Origin of the sequence: Algibacter sp. 2305UL17-15 (assembly GCF_040720935.1) — a bacterium.
Lineage (GTDB): Bacteria > Bacteroidota > Bacteroidia > Flavobacteriales > Flavobacteriaceae > Jejuia.
In genome coordinates, this window is record NZ_JBFDAE010000004.1 from 149,892 (window position 1) to 167,508 (window position 17,617).

At 33.5% G+C, this 17,617-nt stretch carries 12 protein-coding genes; 4 read left to right on the top strand and 8 right to left on the bottom strand.

Annotated elements, in window-relative coordinates; all coding sequences use genetic code 11:
* Window positions 1-15: 15 nt before the first annotated feature.
* From ABXQ82_RS05840 to ABXQ82_RS05850, 3 genes are all read right to left on the bottom strand, one after another.
* A complete protein-coding gene (locus tag ABXQ82_RS05840) occupies window positions 16-3,393 on the bottom strand; it encodes a TonB-dependent receptor (protein WP_367056270.1) in 3,378 nt (1,125 codons plus the stop codon).
* Window positions 3,394-3,654: 261 nt separating this feature from the next.
* The gene (locus ABXQ82_RS05845) at window positions 3,655-4,851 is read right to left on the bottom strand and encodes a FecR domain-containing protein (protein ID WP_367056273.1); all 1,197 of its coding nucleotides are present in this window, start codon (window positions 4,849-4,851) and stop codon (window positions 3,655-3,657) included.
* Window positions 4,852-5,030: 179 nt separating this feature from the next.
* Window positions 5,031-5,660 (bottom strand): sigma-70 family RNA polymerase sigma factor, encoded by a 630-nt coding sequence (locus ABXQ82_RS05850; protein WP_367056276.1) that lies wholly within the window; start codon window positions 5,658-5,660, stop codon window positions 5,031-5,033.
* A 333-nt stretch (window positions 5,661-5,993) separates the two neighbouring features.
* Here ABXQ82_RS05850 and ABXQ82_RS05855 point away from each other — a divergent pair, with 333 nt between their 5' ends.
* A complete protein-coding gene (locus tag ABXQ82_RS05855) occupies window positions 5,994-8,375 on the top strand; it encodes an efflux RND transporter permease subunit (protein ID WP_367056279.1) in 2,382 nt (793 codons plus the stop codon).
* Between the two features lie 88 nt (window positions 8,376-8,463).
* On the opposite strand, the gene ABXQ82_RS05860 is transcribed toward ABXQ82_RS05855, so the two are convergent.
* Genes ABXQ82_RS05860 through ABXQ82_RS05870 form a run of 3 tightly spaced genes read right to left on the bottom strand, consistent with a single transcriptional unit; the run spans window position 8,464 to window position 11,588 of the window.
* Window positions 8,464-10,698: a S8 family serine peptidase gene (locus ABXQ82_RS05860; RefSeq protein ID WP_367056282.1), complete on the bottom strand. Its 2,235-nt coding sequence runs from the start codon at window positions 10,696-10,698 to the stop codon at window positions 8,464-8,466.
* A 9-nt stretch (window positions 10,699-10,707) separates the two neighbouring features.
* Window positions 10,708-11,175, bottom strand: a complete 468-nt coding sequence (locus ABXQ82_RS05865; RefSeq protein ID WP_367056285.1) for a hypothetical protein — start codon at window positions 11,173-11,175, stop codon at window positions 10,708-10,710.
* Window positions 11,176-11,186: 11 nt separating this feature from the next.
* On the bottom strand, window positions 11,187-11,588 hold the full coding sequence (locus tag ABXQ82_RS05870) for a hypothetical protein (RefSeq protein WP_367056288.1): 402 nt from the start codon (window positions 11,586-11,588) through the stop codon (window positions 11,187-11,189).
* A 714-nt stretch (window positions 11,589-12,302) separates the two neighbouring features.
* On the opposite strand from ABXQ82_RS05870, the gene asnS reads away from it, so the two are divergent.
* The 3 genes from asnS to ABXQ82_RS05885 all read left to right on the top strand — a co-directional run bounded on the left by asnS (window position 12,303) and on the right by ABXQ82_RS05885 (window position 15,919).
* The gene (asnS, locus tag ABXQ82_RS05875) at window positions 12,303-13,736 is read left to right on the top strand and encodes an asparagine--tRNA ligase (protein ID WP_367056291.1); all 1,434 of its coding nucleotides are present in this window, start codon (window positions 12,303-12,305) and stop codon (window positions 13,734-13,736) included.
* 117 nt (window positions 13,737-13,853) lie between these two features.
* Complete coding sequence (rpoN, locus tag ABXQ82_RS05880) at window positions 13,854-15,314, top strand: RNA polymerase factor sigma-54 (RefSeq protein ID WP_367056294.1); 1,461 nt, start codon at window positions 13,854-13,856, stop codon at window positions 15,312-15,314.
* On the top strand, window positions 15,311-15,919 hold the full coding sequence (locus ABXQ82_RS05885; RefSeq protein WP_367056297.1) for a hypothetical protein: 609 nt from the start codon (window positions 15,311-15,313) through the stop codon (window positions 15,917-15,919). Before rpoN ends, ABXQ82_RS05885 begins: the two co-directional genes overlap by 4 nt.
* Window positions 15,920-16,050: 131 nt before the next feature.
* Here ABXQ82_RS05885 and ABXQ82_RS05890 read toward each other — a convergent pair whose 3' ends face one another.
* Together ABXQ82_RS05890 and ABXQ82_RS05895 are read right to left on the bottom strand one after the other, a co-directional pair.
* Window positions 16,051-16,746: a porin family protein gene (locus ABXQ82_RS05890; protein ID WP_367056300.1), complete on the bottom strand. Its 696-nt coding sequence runs from the start codon at window positions 16,744-16,746 to the stop codon at window positions 16,051-16,053.
* A gap of 38 nt (window positions 16,747-16,784) precedes the next feature.
* Window positions 16,785-17,552, bottom strand: coding sequence for a LexA family transcriptional regulator (locus ABXQ82_RS05895; RefSeq protein WP_367056303.1), 768 nt, complete (start codon window positions 17,550-17,552; stop codon window positions 16,785-16,787).
* Between the last annotated feature and the right edge of the window lie 65 nt (window positions 17,553-17,617).

Sequence of the window (17,617 nt, forward strand, 5' to 3'; positions counted from 1 at the left end):
ATCTTTAAATTAAATTTATAAACCAACATTAACCCCTAAGCTTATGTTCTTTTGTACGGGATAGGTAGCAATACCATCACTACTTCTCGCCTCAGGATCAAAATCAAAAATACCGGTATCTCTAATAGTTAATAAATTATATCCTGCAACATATATTCTTGCACTTTTTAAATTAATTTTATCTAACAGAGATTTAGGAATACTATAACCAAGACTTAGAGATTTTAGTCTTAAATACGTCCCATTTCTTTGGTAAATATCTAGCGTTTGATTATTATGTGTATTCAATCCAATGGTTGATGGGGCTGGTAATTTTGCCGCCGAAGGATTTGCTGCATTCCACGCGTTATCTGCCTGGTATTGAAAGGGTATAAAACCTATACTTGTACTGGCTGCCACCTCTAAATCGTTTAATTGCGAATCAAAATTACCAGCGCCTTGCCAGAGCATAGAAAAATCGAACCCTTTATAGTCGGCATTTACATTTAGACCAAAAAACAATTCAGGAATTTCGCTTCTACCAATAATTTCTTGATCTCTCCAGTTTATAGTGCCATCACCATTTCTGTCAATGTATTTAACGTCGCCTAAACTTGGTTCTCCAATACTGGGATCATAATCTATGCCGTCGTTATCTATTTCACCTTGATCGTCATAAAATCCATCTGTTCTATATCCAAAACGGCGGTTTGCCCATTGCCCGTTATTTTGATTTATTCTGGCATCATCTGGATCATTGGGGTCAAATTCACGTTCAACATCATCGATAATTTTCTCTCTTGTCCAGGTTAAATTACCTGAAATATTAAAGTTTAAATCACCAATTTTGTTTTTATGTGATAGTACCAATTCAAATCCTCTATTGCTTCTTATCCCAAGGTTTTCTTGAGGTAGATTTGCCCCAAAAGTATCGGGGAATTGGTCTAACCTATCTCTTAAGAGTCCTGCGCGTCTTCGGTAAAACATATCCAGTTCAACTCCCAACTTGCTATTCCATAATCTAGCATCAATACCAAAATTAAAAGTCTCCATGGTTTCCCAAGTAATAGTGGGGTTTGCAAGACCAATGGTTCTTAAAGTTGTATTAACTGGAGAACTGTAGGCAAACATATTGCCTCTTCCGTCTTGTAAACCATAGCCACTTAAATAATCGAAATTAGATGTTCCGTCAAATCCTAAGCTGGCGAAAGACGTTCTAAACTTAAGGAAATCTATTGTTGAAGAATTCTTCATAAAACCTTCCTTAGATACTACCCAGCCTAAAGATACTCCAGGAAAATAGCCCCAACGTGTATCTGTAGGAAATTGAATATTGGCATCGGCCCTAAACAAAGCTTCTAGTAAATATTTGCCTTGGTAGTCATAATTAAAACGCCCTACAATACCTTTGCGGCCATCTTGAGAAACAGAGTCGCCATTTTCGGGCGTACCTATTGCAGCAAAAAGGTATGGGATTTCAGAAGACAAAAGTTCAGTTCTACGGGCATTAAGGGCATAATTGTCTATATATCTATTTTCTAATATAAGTGCTCCAGAATAATTATGATCCCCAGAACTTCCCTTATAATCTAAACCTAGTTGCGTGGTGGTTTGGGTTAGATTAGTACTGGATGAGTTGACTTCATTATCGGTCGTGGTAAAAGCAGGTGTGCTTACCCCTGTTTGAAAATCATGATTATAGGTCGTAAAAGGCACCCTTGTTAAATTATTTGTTGTATTCGCTGTTTGGTGTGCCACTTTACCCGTAAAATTTAGTCCTTCTACAAACGGTAATTTATATTTAAAATTAAAAACGGCATCAAACTGCTTTCTTTTAGTGTCGTTTATACCCGTTATACCTCTGGTTGAATATGCTACGGCATTGCTTTCAAGCGGATGTGCCGCAGTTAATAGCCCATCGGGATTTTGTTGAACTGTAGGGTCCATTGACGCTAAAAACCTAAAGATCCTTGAATAACTATCATTATCTCCCGAAATCCCACTTGGTCTTTTTGTATCTTCTTCTCTATACTTAAGGTTTATACCGATATCTAAACGCTTATTAATTTTAGCGTCTATTGTTGCCCCCATGTTATATCTTTTAAAATCCCCATCGCCTGATTCTAACAATGATTCTTGGTCTAGCTTACCCAATGAAGTAAAATATTTTACATTTTCGGTACCTCCTTGTATGTTAAAATTATGTTGTTTTGTAGTTGACCAGTCTTTTAAGACTACATCTTGCCAATCTGTACCTCTAAAACCGTTTTCTGTTCCTGCTTGATATTTTGCGATATCTTCATCTGAAAAAGTCAAATCGGCTATGGCTACGCCTTCTAGGAGTTCTGCCTGTTGTTGGTATCTTGCAAAACTTTCTGGACTAGCTATTTTGGGTAAAAAAGTTGGTTGTTGAAACGTATAACTTCCTGAATAATTAATTTCTGGTGCGCCATAAGTTCCTCGCTTTGTAGTTACCAATATAACGCCATTACCTGCTCTAGCTCCATAAACCGCTGCGGAGGCATCTTTTAACACAGAAATGGATTCTATTGTGTTGGGGTCTAATTGTTGGTAATCGCGAGGTACACCATCTACAATCACTAAAGCATTACCAAATCCTCTAATACTAATATTGGCGGTATCGCCACCTGGTTGTCCGTTATTTTGGGTAACTACCAATCCAGGTAATCTACCAGCTAAGGTTGCGGTTGTATTTGTGGTTGGCGTTCTAACAAGGTCTTCAGATTTTACCGAAGAAATAGCCCCTGTAATACTTTCTTTGCTCTGGGTGCCGTAACCTACCACAACAACTTCGTCCAGGCTAGCAGCATCTTCAGCTAGAACAATATCAAAAGTTGTTTTATCGTTAACAACAATTTCCTTGGTCACAAAACCTAAATAACTTATTACCAAGGTGGCATTTTTATCAGAAACTGTTAAAGAAAAATTGCCGTCAAAATCAGTTTGCGCACCATTTGTAGTGCCTTTTTCAATAATATTGGCTCCAGATAGAGGTACGCCTAGCTCGTCTTTTATTGTTCCGCTAATTTCTATGCGCTGTTGCACAACAATTGACTTGACAACACTTTGCTTTACCACTGCAGGTGGTGTTTCTTTATGTGTTAAAACAATTTGTCTATCAATAACCTTATAGTTTATGCCGCTATTAAGAAATACTTTTTCAAGTACTTTTTCAATTTTAGACTTTTTTACATAAACATCTACTTTTTGGTTTAAAGATAATTCGTCTTTACTGTAAAAGAATTTAAACTTTGTTTTAGATTCAATCTCTTCTATTATTTCAAAAATAGAAGCATCGCTCATGTTTATGTCAATCTTTGTTTTTTGAGCATATCCATTGGTTGCCTGCAATTGAAATAACGAGAAAACAAATAATAAGAGGGATAGTCTCATTTTTAGATTAAATTTTAATAGAACATGCGAGGGTCCCATCATTGAATTAATTGATTTTTTCATAATTTAGTTTTGATTATAGTTTGTTTATTTACTGCTTTAATCGATTATTAAATAGGAAAGTGTTCCTGCACTTTCCTTTTTTTTTAATTTTTTTATCTCATATATTCTGTGGGTTTTTAAATTTTTAATGAAAACCTTGTATTAAGGTTGTCATTTGGTTAAACATTCATTTTTATATGTTCTCTTAAGTTACTTTTATCAATTAGAAACAATTTTATAGTTATCTCCGTTTACGGTATATGTAAATCCTGAATGTTCTTTGAAAATTCTTAAAATCTCATCTAATGTTTCTTCGGTAAATGTTCCTGTGAACTCCTTTTCATTTAATTCAAAAAACTCATTGTTTATGGTAACATTAAAATGCCTTTCCAGCTCTTTAACAATTACATCAAATCGGTCATTTATAAAATGTAATTTACCCTCTTTCCAAGCTATATATTTGTTAATATTCACCTTGTCAACCTCAATAGTGCCACCTTCTAAAACAGCCCGTTTTCCAGGTTTTATCATTATTGGCGCATCGCCTTCGTGGTTATTTGACTTATAGACACCAACACTACCTTCTACCAGTACCGTTGATGTATTTTTTTCATTTTTATAACTAGACACGTTAAACTCAGTACCATATACTTGAGTGTTTAACTCATCTGTTATTACAGTAAACAAACGCGAATTATCTTTTGTGACAGAGAAATAAGCTTCCCCGTCTAAAAAAACGTCTCTTGGTTTGTTTTTTAGAAACTTTACAGGATATCTCAATTTTGAGCCTGAATTTAAATACACATGTGAACCATCAGAAAGCAGCAACTCAAACTTTTTACCATAAGGAACAGTTAATTGGTTGTAAACTAAAGTCTCAGATGCCTCGTTGCCAGTTCCTTTATATGATAATAATGACTGTTCGTGACTAATTATAGTATGTCCATTTTTATCAGTTAAGACTTCAGAAACCATTTCGTCTAAAAATTTTACCGTGCCATCTTCCAATTCTAAAGTAATGCGAGGGGCAACATTAATCTGTTCTTTTTCTGAAAAATTGAAAATTCCCGATACATGCGTACCGTAAGAAATTGCAAAACCTATAACTAGAATAGCTGCTATTCTTTGCAACAGAATTTTTGATGATTTACTGAATAATCTATAGTGTTTTGGCGTCTCTCTTTTTTGCACGATGACTTGCCACATTTTATCAAAATCTTCCTCAGGAAGCACTTCTTTATCAGAATGTATTAATCGAATAAAATAGGAGGCACTTTTAATTATTTCTTGCTTTTCAGGATGGGACCTCAACCAATTGGTCCAAAAATTTGAAGTCATTGCATCTGGATTTAAAACCCATTTTTGGAAGTATTCGTCTTTTATAAAATCATCTTCTGTATAATCGATGTACTTCATCTAATAGTATTTGTGCGTTTTAAAAAACTTTGGACTATACTAGTTAAGAGAAGGAATTCTAATTTTTACCCCATAAAAATTAGAATATTTTTAAAATTGAAGAGATTATTTGATATTAATTCAATAAATGCAGCTACAAATTAGCTGATTATTCAATATGAGAAAAGAAATTTTATAAATTATTTGAGCATGTATTTTCTAAGACCTCGTATTGCCCTGTCAACTAGTTTGTAAGCTCCTTTTTTACTTAAAGACATTATTTGAGTAATTTCATCATAACTCAATTGGGCACTGTATTTTAAATGGAGTATTTCTTTTTGTTTTTTAGTAAGTTTCTCCATGGCTTCTTTTAATCGTTTTTTTTGCTGATCAAAGTTTTGTTTCTCTATCAAACTTTTCTCAATTGAAGAAGAAGATAACGATTTTAAAACAACATCTTTTTCCTTGATAGTAGCTTTGCTTCTGCTTTTTTGCGCTTCCGAAATTAATTTTCTTCTAACACATGTATAGAGATAAGGTTTGATGGACTTAACTTTTCCTAATTTATCCTTATTATTCCATATTTCAACAAAAAGATCTTGAATACAATCTTGTACTAAATCTTTATTGTTAACTATTTTTAAACCATAACTATACAAAGAAGAAACATTGTTTTTGTATATAACAGCATAGGCTTTCTCGTTTCCAAGTTGAAATTCTTGCCAAAGTTGCGCATCTCCTATTTCATATAAAACCTCACGGTTTTCTAATTTATTTCTAGTGAAACTTTCACTAGAATGGTTTTCCGTATGGAATAAGTTTAATATCAAAAAGAACTGATTGTCTAGTTAGTAAGGCATCAATGTATGAAAAAAAGCTTTTAAAGTTTGGATTTACAGATGAAAAATGTGTAATGATTTAATACTATTAATTTGCTCAGCATTAAAAAACCCTCTTTTAATCAATATTTCTTAACATTTTAAATCTTAAAAAAATTACTGCTTTTGAACATAATTGATGCATATAAAACCGTTGTCATCTATCATTATATCTACCTTTTAAAAAAAGTTTGCTCCACTTAATACAGTATTAACTATTTGTATCTCATAATAGCACTAGTAATACATTGTTTTTTCTACCTTTGCGCATCTTTAAAAGCATGTATGTTTAAACTTTTTAGCAAAGATTTTTGGGATATAACGGCGAGAACTATTCTGCGGAATAAAATAATTATTCTCGTCGGGATAGTCATTGCAACTTATCTCTTTAGCACCCAATGGCAACACATGCGTTTTAGCAATACTGGGGCCAATTTATTGCCGGACGACCATGAGGTAAATATTACCTACAATAATTTTTTAGAGATTTTTGGAGAAGAAGGAAACCTCATTATTATTGGCGTTAAAGATGAGTCTCTTTTTGAGGTAGAAAAGCTGAATGCTTGGAATAAATTTTCCGAAACATTTAATGATTATGATGCGGTTGAAGCTGTAATCTCAATAAAAGACCTTCAAAAATTGGTGAAAAACACCGATGCGGAAAAGTTCAATCTAGAGCCTTTTATTAAAGATTCAATTAGAAGCATTGATGAAATTGAAACACTTCAAAAAGAGCTCTTCAATCAATATCCGTTTTACGATAATTTTTTATTCAATAGCAAAACAAAGACCATTCGCACCGCTATTTATTTTGAAAAATCGCTTGTAAATACTTCTGCTAGAAAAGAATTTGTTCTTAATGTTTTAGAACCAAAAATAAAAGCTTTTGAAACTGACTATAATCTAGATGTTCGTGTTTCTGGCATGCCCTACATTCGCACCAAAAACTCCGAAAACATCATTGGGGAAATTAGCAAATTTGTTTTAGCAGCTCTTATTGTAACATCGTTAATTTTCTTTTTCTTTTTTAGATCTTTTAGAGCCACATTTATATCATTGGTTGTAGTGTGTATTGGTGTAGCGTGGACTTTAGGGATTATTGGCCTGTTACAATATGAAATTACAGTTTTAACAGCTTTAATTCCGCCATTGATCATCGTTATTGGTATTCCTAACTGTATTTTCTTAATCAACAAATACCAACACGAGGTAAAGTTGCATGGCAATAAAGTAAAATCGTTGCAACGCGTTATCACTAAAATTGGTAATGCTACTTTAATGACCAATGTGACTACCGCATCTGGTTTTGCAACATTTATTCTTACGGAAAGCACCTTGTTAAAAGAGTTCGGTATTGTGGCATCCCTAAGTATTTTGGCGATTTTTATTTTGTGTTTGCTAATAATACCAATCATCTATACGTTTTTACCATTCCCAAAAGACCGTCATTTAGAGCATTTAAATAAACGTTGGATTGGTGGTTTTGTAAACTGGATGGAAAAAATGGTACGGCAGAAACGTATTGCTATTTATGCAATATCCGTTTTACTTTTAGTGGTGAGTATCATTGGGATTTATCAAATAAAAATCTCGGGCAGTATGATTGAGGATATGCCTCAAGATTCTGAATTTGTAGGTGATATTCGGTTCTTTGAAGACCAATTCAACGGTATTTTACCCGTGGAAATCATGGTGGATACCAAGCGTAAAAAAGGGGTCATGAAATTATCCACCTTAAAACGGATGGAACAATTAGAGGATTTAATTGTTGAAACGCCTGAATTGTCTAAACCAATTTCGGTTGTCGGGTTGGTTAAATATTCCAAACAAGCCTATTATAATGGCAACCCTAAACATTACCAACTGCCTACGTCTCAAGAAAATAGTTTTATTTTATCTTATGCCAAAAACTCATCTTCGAACGTAGATTTACTCAAAAATTTTGTGGATAGCACAGGGCAATATGCTAGAATCACCACATTTATGAAAGATATTGGTACTGATAAAATGGAACGTATTCAAGAGAATCTTCAAGATAAAATAGATAAAGTTTTTCCAGCGGAACGTTACAATATCACATTAACTGGTAAAGCTTTGGTGTTTCAAAAAGGAACAACCTATTTGGTGAAGAACTTAGCCATTTCATTATCTCTAGCCATTCTTTTAATTTCACTCTTTATGGCTTATATGTTCAAGTCTGGAAGGATGATTATTGTATCCTTAATCCCTAATTTATTACCATTATTGGTAACTGCGGGCTTAATGGGCTATTTGGACGTACCTATCAAACCTTCAACGATATTAGTGTTCAGTATTGCTTTTGGAATTTCGGTTGACGATACCATCCATTTTTTAGCAAAATACCGACAAGAATTACAAGCCAATAAATGGAAAATAAAACCTTCGGTTTACGGAGCGCTTCGGGAAACTGGTGTGAGTATGTTTTATACGTCCATCGTTTTATTCTTCGGGTTTTCGGTATTTACAATTTCGAGTTTTGGCGGTACAGTAGCGTTGGGAGCTTTGGTTTCAGCTACCTTATTATTCGCTATGTTGTCTAACTTATTGTTGTTGCCTTCTCTTTTACTATCTCTGGAACGTAGCATTGCAAATAAGCAGGTGCTTAAAAAACCGCCCATTAATATTATTCCTGAGGAGGATGAATAAAGAAAAGCAACCAACTCAAGATGATGAATTGGTTGCTTTTTTAAATTATTCTTGCTTATTAAAAAAAGTCTGCTCTAAATTGAAAACATTAATTTATAGCTAAACCTTTAGTTTGCACATCACCTTTACTATTGGTAACTCTTATATAGTAAATGCCTTGTGCCCATTGTGCTTTTTTAATGTTGAACTTCTTATCTTTAATACCGTTTTTTTGGTATTTAATAAACCCATACACATCTACAATTATAATACTATACGTGTCTTTTGTGGTTTTGGCATCAACACCAAAATCTTCAAGTGCGATAGACCTATTTTTTACCAATTCTCCTTCTTGAATCTCAACAGTTAAATCTGCTTCGGGAGAGGGCGAGAACATACTAAAACCATAACCTCCTGGGTAATTTGGGTCGTAGCCCTGTAGAAAGTATGTAAATGGCTTCCACTCGCCCCAACCACATTCGTTTTTCATTCTAGCTTCAAAGATTAAATTGAGATAGGGCGCTTGGGTTATACACCACATAGGCACAACATTTCCGTAAATTGTACTTCCGGAAAAATCATCGATATTATGAGGTGCAAACTGAAAGTTTGATGTGTTTAAATTTAATTGTTGAGCGGCATCTTCAAAATACACTATACAATCATCAGATATCTTGTACACCTTGTTAGGGTCTGGATCTCCACTTAAAACCTCAGGGTTTGGTGTTCCTATCCAGAAATCAAATTGAACGGGTTGCCCGTTTACTATTGCTCTTACAAAGGCACTTCTATCTTGAAATGGGTCGTTCTCGTATGGGCCTGACAAATTAGACTCAACCACAATTTGAGTATTGTTAGTTAGCGGAATATTTTTATCAAGATTCGAAGAATGTTCCCAAACTACTGTTGCCCCTGAAGGCACACCCGACAAAGTGAAAGCTTCTAGCCCATCATGACATATTGTTGAGGGTCCATCAATAGTTATTGTAGGAGCTAATGTGGCTTGAGCCGCTAATACTGCTTGGTGGGCATTTAACAAACCATAACCCATCTCATCATCCCAAGTACCATTATTTCTACCACTAGTAGTTGCATAAGCATAACCGCCTACTTTTTGAGCTGTACTTTCAATAATATTTCTTACTTCTTGTGCTGTTAAATTAGGGTTTATTGATAGAATTAGTGCTGCAACCCCACTAACCTGAGGTGCGGCAAAAGAAGTACCATCAACTGCTATGTAATTATCAGACAACGTAGTAGTATGTATCCCAACTCCAGGAGCAACAATATCCAAATTATTACCAAAATTAGAAAAATTTGCCCTCGTATCGTTTTGGTCAGTAGCCCCTACTGATATTATATTGTTATTAGAAGCAGGGTATTGTACTGCTATAGCTGGAGTGCTATTTCCTGAGGCGCATACCACAACTACATCATTATCTGTTGCATATTGAATGGCTGTATCAATTGCATTTGATGGTCCTACATGCAAACTCATTTGTATAACATTCGCTCCATTATCTACAGCATCAATAATGGCATCATCAATAAGAGCTCCAACAGGAGCAATCACACCAATACAGTATGGTAAAATCTTAATACCTTCTTGATTATTACCACCAGCTAATCCAGAAATCCCCCTATTGTTATTAGTTTTTGCTCCTACGATACCCGCAACCTGTGTGCCATGGGGATTCATAGTCCTTGTATCATTAGAATTATTTGCATAATTCCATCCTTTCCAATCATCAATAAACCCATTATTATCATCATCTAGACCATTACCTGTAGATGGATTATTTGGGTCGCTCCAGACATCTTCTCCTTGATTTAAATGAATGTTTTGATAAATATCATTTCCTATTCCTAAATCTGTATGTGTCCAATCAGTACCAGAATCTAATACACTAACAGTAATATTTGGAGTTCCTATAGCAAAATCCCATGCTTGAAACATATTAATATTAGTCAAATACCATTGTAATGTTATTTCAGAATCATTTGGAAAAAAATCAATATATTTTCCGACGCTACTGTATTCGACTTCATCAATTTCACTCTCAATTGATAGAGAATTTGCAAAATCAGTAATAACTACATTGGAAGGCACCTGTATATCAATAAAACCAAACTTGTTTTTTCTTATAACCTTGTATTTTTTAGATATATTTTTTCCTTTTTTAAGTTTAATTGTTATAATTTCAGTATTAATATCATAATCTACTCCATTATGTTTCATTATATATTTATCATTAATTTTTTCAAGTTTTTGTTGAATCTTTTCGTTTTGAGAAATTACATTTAAAGTTATTAGAATCAACAAATATTTTAAATATTCTTTCATTTGATTTAATTATTTGATTGTTAATAGTATATTACTTTTACTATCTATTGACGACGGATATATTTTCCAATAATATAAATTACCAATTGCAGCAAAACATTCTGTACATTGCTTTACAATGACTTCAAGCCTATATTCCGAACGAGGATTACATTTATACAAAGCAATAGTTGAAATTTCGTTTGAGATTGAACTTGTTCGAAATTTCCCTCCCACTAAAGTGTATTTTTCAAAATCTATGCCCATATCTGTCTCAATGTTTGATATATTAAAAAGTTCTTGTTCATCACTAATAATTAATAATGTATCACCAAAATCCTTGAAATAATCATTTTCATTTGAAAACACCTCATTTAATAAATTTTGATTTACAGTATTATTAACTGGGGCCGACTCAATGAGCTCCCAATTACATGAATCATCCTCATTACAATCCATACATATAATAAATAATATGGCTAACATTAAATTTTTCATAATTTTAAATTTTAAATATCTGGTTCTTTAATAAATGTACCAGATGAAAGATTATTTGGAAAAGGAATGGTTGCAACAGTATAAAGAAACAGGTTTATTACCAACTCATTTTCATTATTATAGCTATAGCCAGTACGAACTATTTGTGTTTCATTTTTAAGTTCCCAAGTAATATCCATCTCGGTATCGCTTAAAATCTCAATTGCTATTATTTTTTCTTCTGTGAGTTCTGTAGGAGAAATAACTACAACATCGTTAGAATTATCTATTATTAAGGTATAATTATACCTTGGATCATGGACATTTGTATTTGTCATGCCATCAAAGAATACGCCTTTCCATATCACTTTATTATCTGGTTTAGGTTCGTCACTCTTATTACAGTTTAATAGTAACAAGGGCACTAAAAGCATTACAATAAATTTTTTCATAATTCTAAATTTTATTTATAAGATGTAAAAGCATTGCAAAGGTTGCTACTAATTCTAGTATATTTCTTTACAATTTTTTAGTCTTCATTTAAATTCAACTACACAATCCTTTTTATTGCTTGTTAATCAAAATAATATATTGTAATAACATGAATTTAAATGACACGAGTTTCTATGTGTTCTTGAATTTGAAAGATGCCTTATTACGAAAGATATCTTTCTTATTTTAATAGTTTCAATGCTCCATAGGCAACTAGACTTTAATAGACTAAAAATTACTACCTATTTTGAGAGAGATTGTGTGTTTAAAATGCCTTAGAGAGATTTGCTTATCAAATTTAAACACTTAAGTAGTAATATTATATTTAATTTTATAGTAAAAATACGTCAGAAAAAACATTTTAAATGTGATAAAAATCAGTTTTGTAAACTTTTTTTTATATTTATTTGTATTTACGTAAGTGATAAAAGCTCAAAGTCAGGAGACTTTGCGGAACGGCAAGTTTTAAGGAAACCACCTATTAATGTGATTCCGATAGATGATGAAAATGAGTCAGAACTCTCTGGTAATCAAGACTAATTACAATTTAGAACCTCTTTTGGCATAATTATCTAAATTTTATTAAATTTTTAGAATTTAGAATTTCATTTTTAAAGTCTGAAACCATTATATTTACTGTTCAAAATTTAGTTTACATGCAATTATATTCTGTTTTAGAGTTATTACATCAAGACAATAAATTACCAGAAGTTGAAATTAAAGGTTGGGTAAGGACTTTTAGGGCCAATAGATTTATTGCTCTAAATGATGGCTCTACCATAAACAATATCCAATGTGTTGTTGATTTTGAAAACACAGATGAAACCCTTTTAAAACGGATCACAACTGGTGCTGCTATTCATATAAAAGGAGAACTCGTTGAAAGTCAAGGCAAAGGGCAAAACGTAGAAATTATTGTAAGTAGTTTAGACGTTTTAGGTGATGCGCATCCAGACGAATACCCAATTCAACCTAAAAAACACTCCTTTGAGTTTTTACGTGAAAATGCGCATTTGCGTACACGAACCAGTACATTTAGCGCCGTAATGCGTTTGCGCTCTAACTTATCTTTCGCCATACATAAATATTTTAACGATAATGGTTTTTATTATATGCACACGCCAATTATTACCGGTAGTGATGCAGAAGGCGCAGGAGAAATGTTTAGAGTTTCTAAGTTAGACGCCAAAAATCCGCCTTTAACAGAAAATGGTGCTATAGATTATTCAAAAGATTTCTTCGGAAAGGAAACCAATTTAACGGTTTCTGGGCAATTAGAGGCTGAAACCTACGCTATGTCTTTGGGGAAAGTTTATACATTCGGGCCTACTTTTAGAGCCGAAAACTCAAATACATCAAGACATTTATCAGAATTCTGGATGATTGAGCCAGAAGTCGCTTTTATGGATTTACCGGGTAATATGGATTTAGCCGAAGATTTCATGAAATACGTGCTAACCTACGTCCTTGAGCATAATCGAGAAGATCTGGATTTTTTAGAACAACGTTTACTTAATGAGGAAAAAACCAAGCCCCAAGCAGAACGTAACGACATGAGTTTAATTGAAAAATTGAATTTCGTTATTGAAAATAATTTTATGCGTGTAAGCTACACGGAAGCTATAGATATATTAAGAAACAGCAAACCCAATAAAAAGAAGAAATTTAAATACCCTATTGAGGAATGGGGTGTAGATTTACAAAGTGAACACGAACGTTTTTTGGTTGAAAAACACTTTAAATGTCCGGTAATTTTATTTGATTATCCCGCCAACATCAAAGCATTTTATATGCGTTTAAATGATGATGGAAAAACCGTTCGTGCTATGGATATTTTGTTTCCAGGTATAGGCGAAATGGTTGGTGGTTCGCAACGGGAGGAACGCTTAGAAGTGCTTAAAGAAAAAATGGCGGCACTAAATATTCCAGAAGAAGAGTTGTGGTGGTATTTAGATTTACGCAAATATGGTACTGCGGTGCACTCTGGTTTTGGCCTAGGTTTTGAACGTTTGGTGATGTTTGTTACCGGAATGAGCAATATTCGAGATGTGATACCGTTTCCAAGAACACCACAAAATGCTGAATTTTAAGTCAACTTTGGCATAACTTTTTCATAGTAGCGTTTAGTTAAAAGAAATTTTATACTTTTAATTAAATTACTTTTTGTCATGCACTAAGTTAAATGACTATCAAACCCAATCAACAATATGCTCAAGCAATATTTACAGTTTAAATTATCGCAGAAATTATCTCCGCAGCAAATTCAATTAATGAAATTGATACAATTGCCTACACAAGCTTTTGAGCAACGTTTGAAACAAGAGCTTGAGGAAAATCCTGCGCTTGAAGGCGGTAAAGAAGAAAAGGAAGAGGATTATGACGCTGATTTAGATAATAATACGGATGATTATGAAGATAGCGAAACCATAAATGCCGAAGATATTAATGTTGATGAATATTTAAGTGATGATGAAATCCCAGATTACCGCACACGTGCGAATAATTACAGTAGTGATGATGAGGAAAAAACGATGCCCTATGCTGCTGGCACCTCGTTTACACAACATTTAAAAAATCAACTAAACACGTATAGGCTTTCTGATGAAGAACGTGATATTGCTGAATTCCTTGTTGGGAGTGTTGATGAAAGCGGTTATATAAGACGTTCACTTTCAGACATTACAGACGATTTGGCATTCACACAAAACGTTTATACAGAAGAAGATAAGGTTGAACGTGTGTTGAAAATCGTGCATCAATTAGATCCTGCTGGTGTTGGTGCTCGCAATCTGCAAGAATGTTTAAGTATTCAATTACATAGAAAAGAAAAAACGGCTGATACCGATTTGGCGATTGCCATAATTGATAAGGCATTTGATGCATTTTCAAAAAAGCATTATAAAAAATTACTTCAAAAATTTGATATTACTGAAGCGCAGTTAAAAAATGCCATTACCGAAATTGAACATTTAAACCCCAAACCTGGTGGTTCTTATGCTGGAAACAACCGTATTGTAGAACATGTTGTTCCAGATTTTGCGATTAAAATTGTGGATGGCGAATTAGAATTAACCCTAAATGGTAGAAATGCACCAGAGCTACATGTATCGCGAGAATACAATAACATGCTTAAGGGGTATAAAGACACCAAAGAAAAGAGCAAGTCGCAAAAAGATGCGGTCATGTTCATTAAGCAAAAGCTGGATGCCGCAAAATGGTTTATTGAGGCCATAAAACAACGCCAACAAACGTTGTTTGTGACCATGAGCGCTATAATGCACTACCAAAAAGAATATTTTCTTACCGGTGACGAAAGGAATTTAAAACCTATGATCCTAAAGGATATTGCTGATGAAATTAATATGGACGTGTCCACAGTTTCCAGAGTTGCAAACAGCAAATATGTTGACACGCCCTATGGCACCAAATTGATAAAGGAGTTCTTTTCAGAATCAATGAAAAACGATCAAGGGGAAGATGTTTCGACTCGAGAAATCAAAAAAATTCTTGAAACGGTTATCGAAGAAGAGGAAAAGAAAAAACCACTTACCGACGAAGCTTTGGCTAAGATTTTAAAAGAAAAAGGCTATCCTATAGCACGAAGAACCGTTGCAAAATACAGGGAACAATTAGATATTCCTGTGGCCCGTTTAAGAAAAAAGATATGATGCACCATATCTTAAAGAGCGTTTCGATTATTTTTCATCCTTTATTAATGCCCATTGCCGGTGTTATTTTTTATTTTACAAAATCTCCTCGTTTTCTTGATGAAGACGTTATTTGGGCAAAACTAATTTCTATATCTATTCTTACCCTTATTTTACCTATTCTTATGTATTTCTTACTTAAAATTTTGGGTCTGGTAAAATCCATTAATTTAGAAACCACAAAAGAGCGTATTATACCTTTATTTTTAAATGCTCTCGTAATATTTATCGTCATCCGGCGTATCCTCAACCCTAGCCAATATATTGAGCTTTACTACTTTTTTGTTGGTATTTTAATTTCAACCTTAGCATGTTTGATATTGGCATTTTTTAAATTTAAGGCAAGTATCCATATGATTGCTATCGCTGGCGTATTTATGTTTTTTATAGCGTTAAGTATTCACTTTAGCATCAACATCAACGGCACTTTGGCTTTAATGTGTATTATAACGGGAGCAACGGCTACATCTCGTTTGCATTTAAACGCGCACACATACCAAGAATTAATTATGGGAATTATTGTCGGCATGTTTCCGCAGCTAATTTTAGTGACTTATTGGTTATAAATTTTCTTTTTAATGTGTATGAAGAAATTTAAAAAATAAGACCTACAAGGTTTTTAAAACCTCGCAGGTCTTATAAGCAAAAGAAAGACATAAATTTTTATTTTAGTCCGTCATTTTTGCCATCTAGTAAATTATAATATATAAAACATTAAACCGATTTTAACGGCATTCATTTCTAAAGTTTCTCCGTTAATTTTTGCACTATCAGAAAAAACAGGATTCAGTCCATAGTATATATATAAATTCCAAGTATTATAACCTACGCTTAAGGTAAGTCCGTATTGAAAATCATTATATTCTTCAATATTATTATATTTTAAGTCGCCTAAATCCCCTATAAATTTGCTTCTATTTGAAAATACATAGCCCATTTTTACACCTGTATAGATACGCCAAAATCTGTAGGAGCTTGCTGTAGAAGTACGCCACCTGAATTCTATCGGCACTTCTAAAACATGCTCGGAAAACTTGTTTTTTGAATAGTTAATAGTAGTACCATCAATAATATCGTAAGTATTGTTCCCTGTATTATCTTTATTAATGAGCATATTTTGGATGTAGGAATTTGTAGAATAACCAAGTCCAACGCCTATAGCCTTATTTCTTCTTTTATTAATGGGCATATCCTTTATAAAACCCAAATGAAACCCCAACGAAAAACTATTTTGCTTTAAACCTGCTGGCTTGTTATTAATAAGATTATAGGTTGTGCCTATATAAAACTGGTCTTCCTTATATAAGGAATCTACAATTTTACTGGTTATTTCTTGGGCGAATACAACGGTGGTACAAAGGGTGAAAACCAAAAAAATAAGAAACTGTTTCATTATGCTAAACTAGAATCGTTTCAAATATAGTCTGAAAATTAATTTTTCAAGCCCTTAATCGATTTTAATTCAACATTAAGCTCTTGAAATAGCGTTGCAATACTGCTCAACTTTAATTCATCTGCATCATACTCTTGGGTATTGATGCAACAGGTAAATTCCCATAATTCCAAAATGGATGCTTTTTTAATATCATATGGATTGTAGAATTTATTGTCGCTACTTAAAGTTAACGTTTCTTCATCTTTTATGTACACGCGCTTATACACTAAACCATCATCTTTTGTAAGCACGATATAAGTACGTCCGTTTTTCACCTCATTAATATCGTCCACAAATTTTGCCACAACAAAAGAACCATCTTTTACCGGCAACATAGAATCGCCACTAATAGGAAACGCTCTATGAGTACCCGTAGGCAAAAACGGGAGTTTTATTTTTTGAAGCTGCTCTATATATTCTGGGTCTTCATAGCCCTGTAAATACCCTGCCGATGCTTTTGCAGGTATAATTTCAATTAAATCCTCATTAGCTTCATTTACTGTTATTGGAAATAATACACGCTTGTTTCCTACTTCAATAAAAGAGGTGTCTGTAGCTTTTCGCAAATCGTTCTTCACCAAAATATCTATAGGAATATTAAAGTAGCTTGAGAGTTCTATTAATCGGTCAATTGGCGGTTCTGAGCGTCCTTCTTCGTATGATCCTACCATAGAGCGCGACCATCCCAACTCATCGGCAAACCGTTCTTGAGAAAACTTTTTAAGCCCTCGTAGGTGTTTAATATTAGACTGAATATACTTCATCTTAAAAAAATTTAACACTATTTGCTACAAATATAAGCAACAAAAACTACAATTAGTAGCTAATT

Excerpts from the sequence above, each read along its gene's own strand:
- ABXQ82_RS05840 (WP_367056270.1), bottom strand. The coding sequence starts at position 3,393 with ATGAGACTATCCCTCTTATTATTTGTTTTCTCGTTATTTCAATTGCAG.
- ABXQ82_RS05845 (WP_367056273.1), bottom strand. The coding sequence starts at position 4,851 with ATGAAGTACATCGATTATACAGAAGATGATTTTATAAAAGACGAATAC.
- ABXQ82_RS05855 (WP_367056279.1), top strand. The coding sequence starts at position 5,994 with ATGTTTAAACTTTTTAGCAAAGATTTTTGGGATATAACGGCGAGAACT.
- ABXQ82_RS05860 (WP_367056282.1), bottom strand. The coding sequence starts at position 10,698 with ATGAAAGAATATTTAAAATATTTGTTGATTCTAATAACTTTAAATGTA.
- ABXQ82_RS05865 (WP_367056285.1), bottom strand. The coding sequence starts at position 11,175 with ATGAAAAATTTAATGTTAGCCATATTATTTATTATATGTATGGATTGT.
- ABXQ82_RS05870 (WP_367056288.1), bottom strand. The coding sequence starts at position 11,588 with ATGCTTTTAGTGCCCTTGTTACTATTAAACTGTAATAAGAGTGACGAA.
- asnS (WP_367056291.1), top strand. The coding sequence starts at position 12,303 with ATGCAATTATATTCTGTTTTAGAGTTATTACATCAAGACAATAAATTA.
- rpoN (WP_367056294.1), top strand. The coding sequence starts at position 13,854 with ATGCTCAAGCAATATTTACAGTTTAAATTATCGCAGAAATTATCTCCG.
- ABXQ82_RS05885 (WP_367056297.1), top strand. The coding sequence starts at position 15,311 with ATGATGCACCATATCTTAAAGAGCGTTTCGATTATTTTTCATCCTTTA.
- ABXQ82_RS05890 (WP_367056300.1), bottom strand. The coding sequence starts at position 16,746 with ATGAAACAGTTTCTTATTTTTTTGGTTTTCACCCTTTGTACCACCGTT.
- ABXQ82_RS05895 (WP_367056303.1), bottom strand. The coding sequence starts at position 17,552 with ATGAAGTATATTCAGTCTAATATTAAACACCTACGAGGGCTTAAAAAG.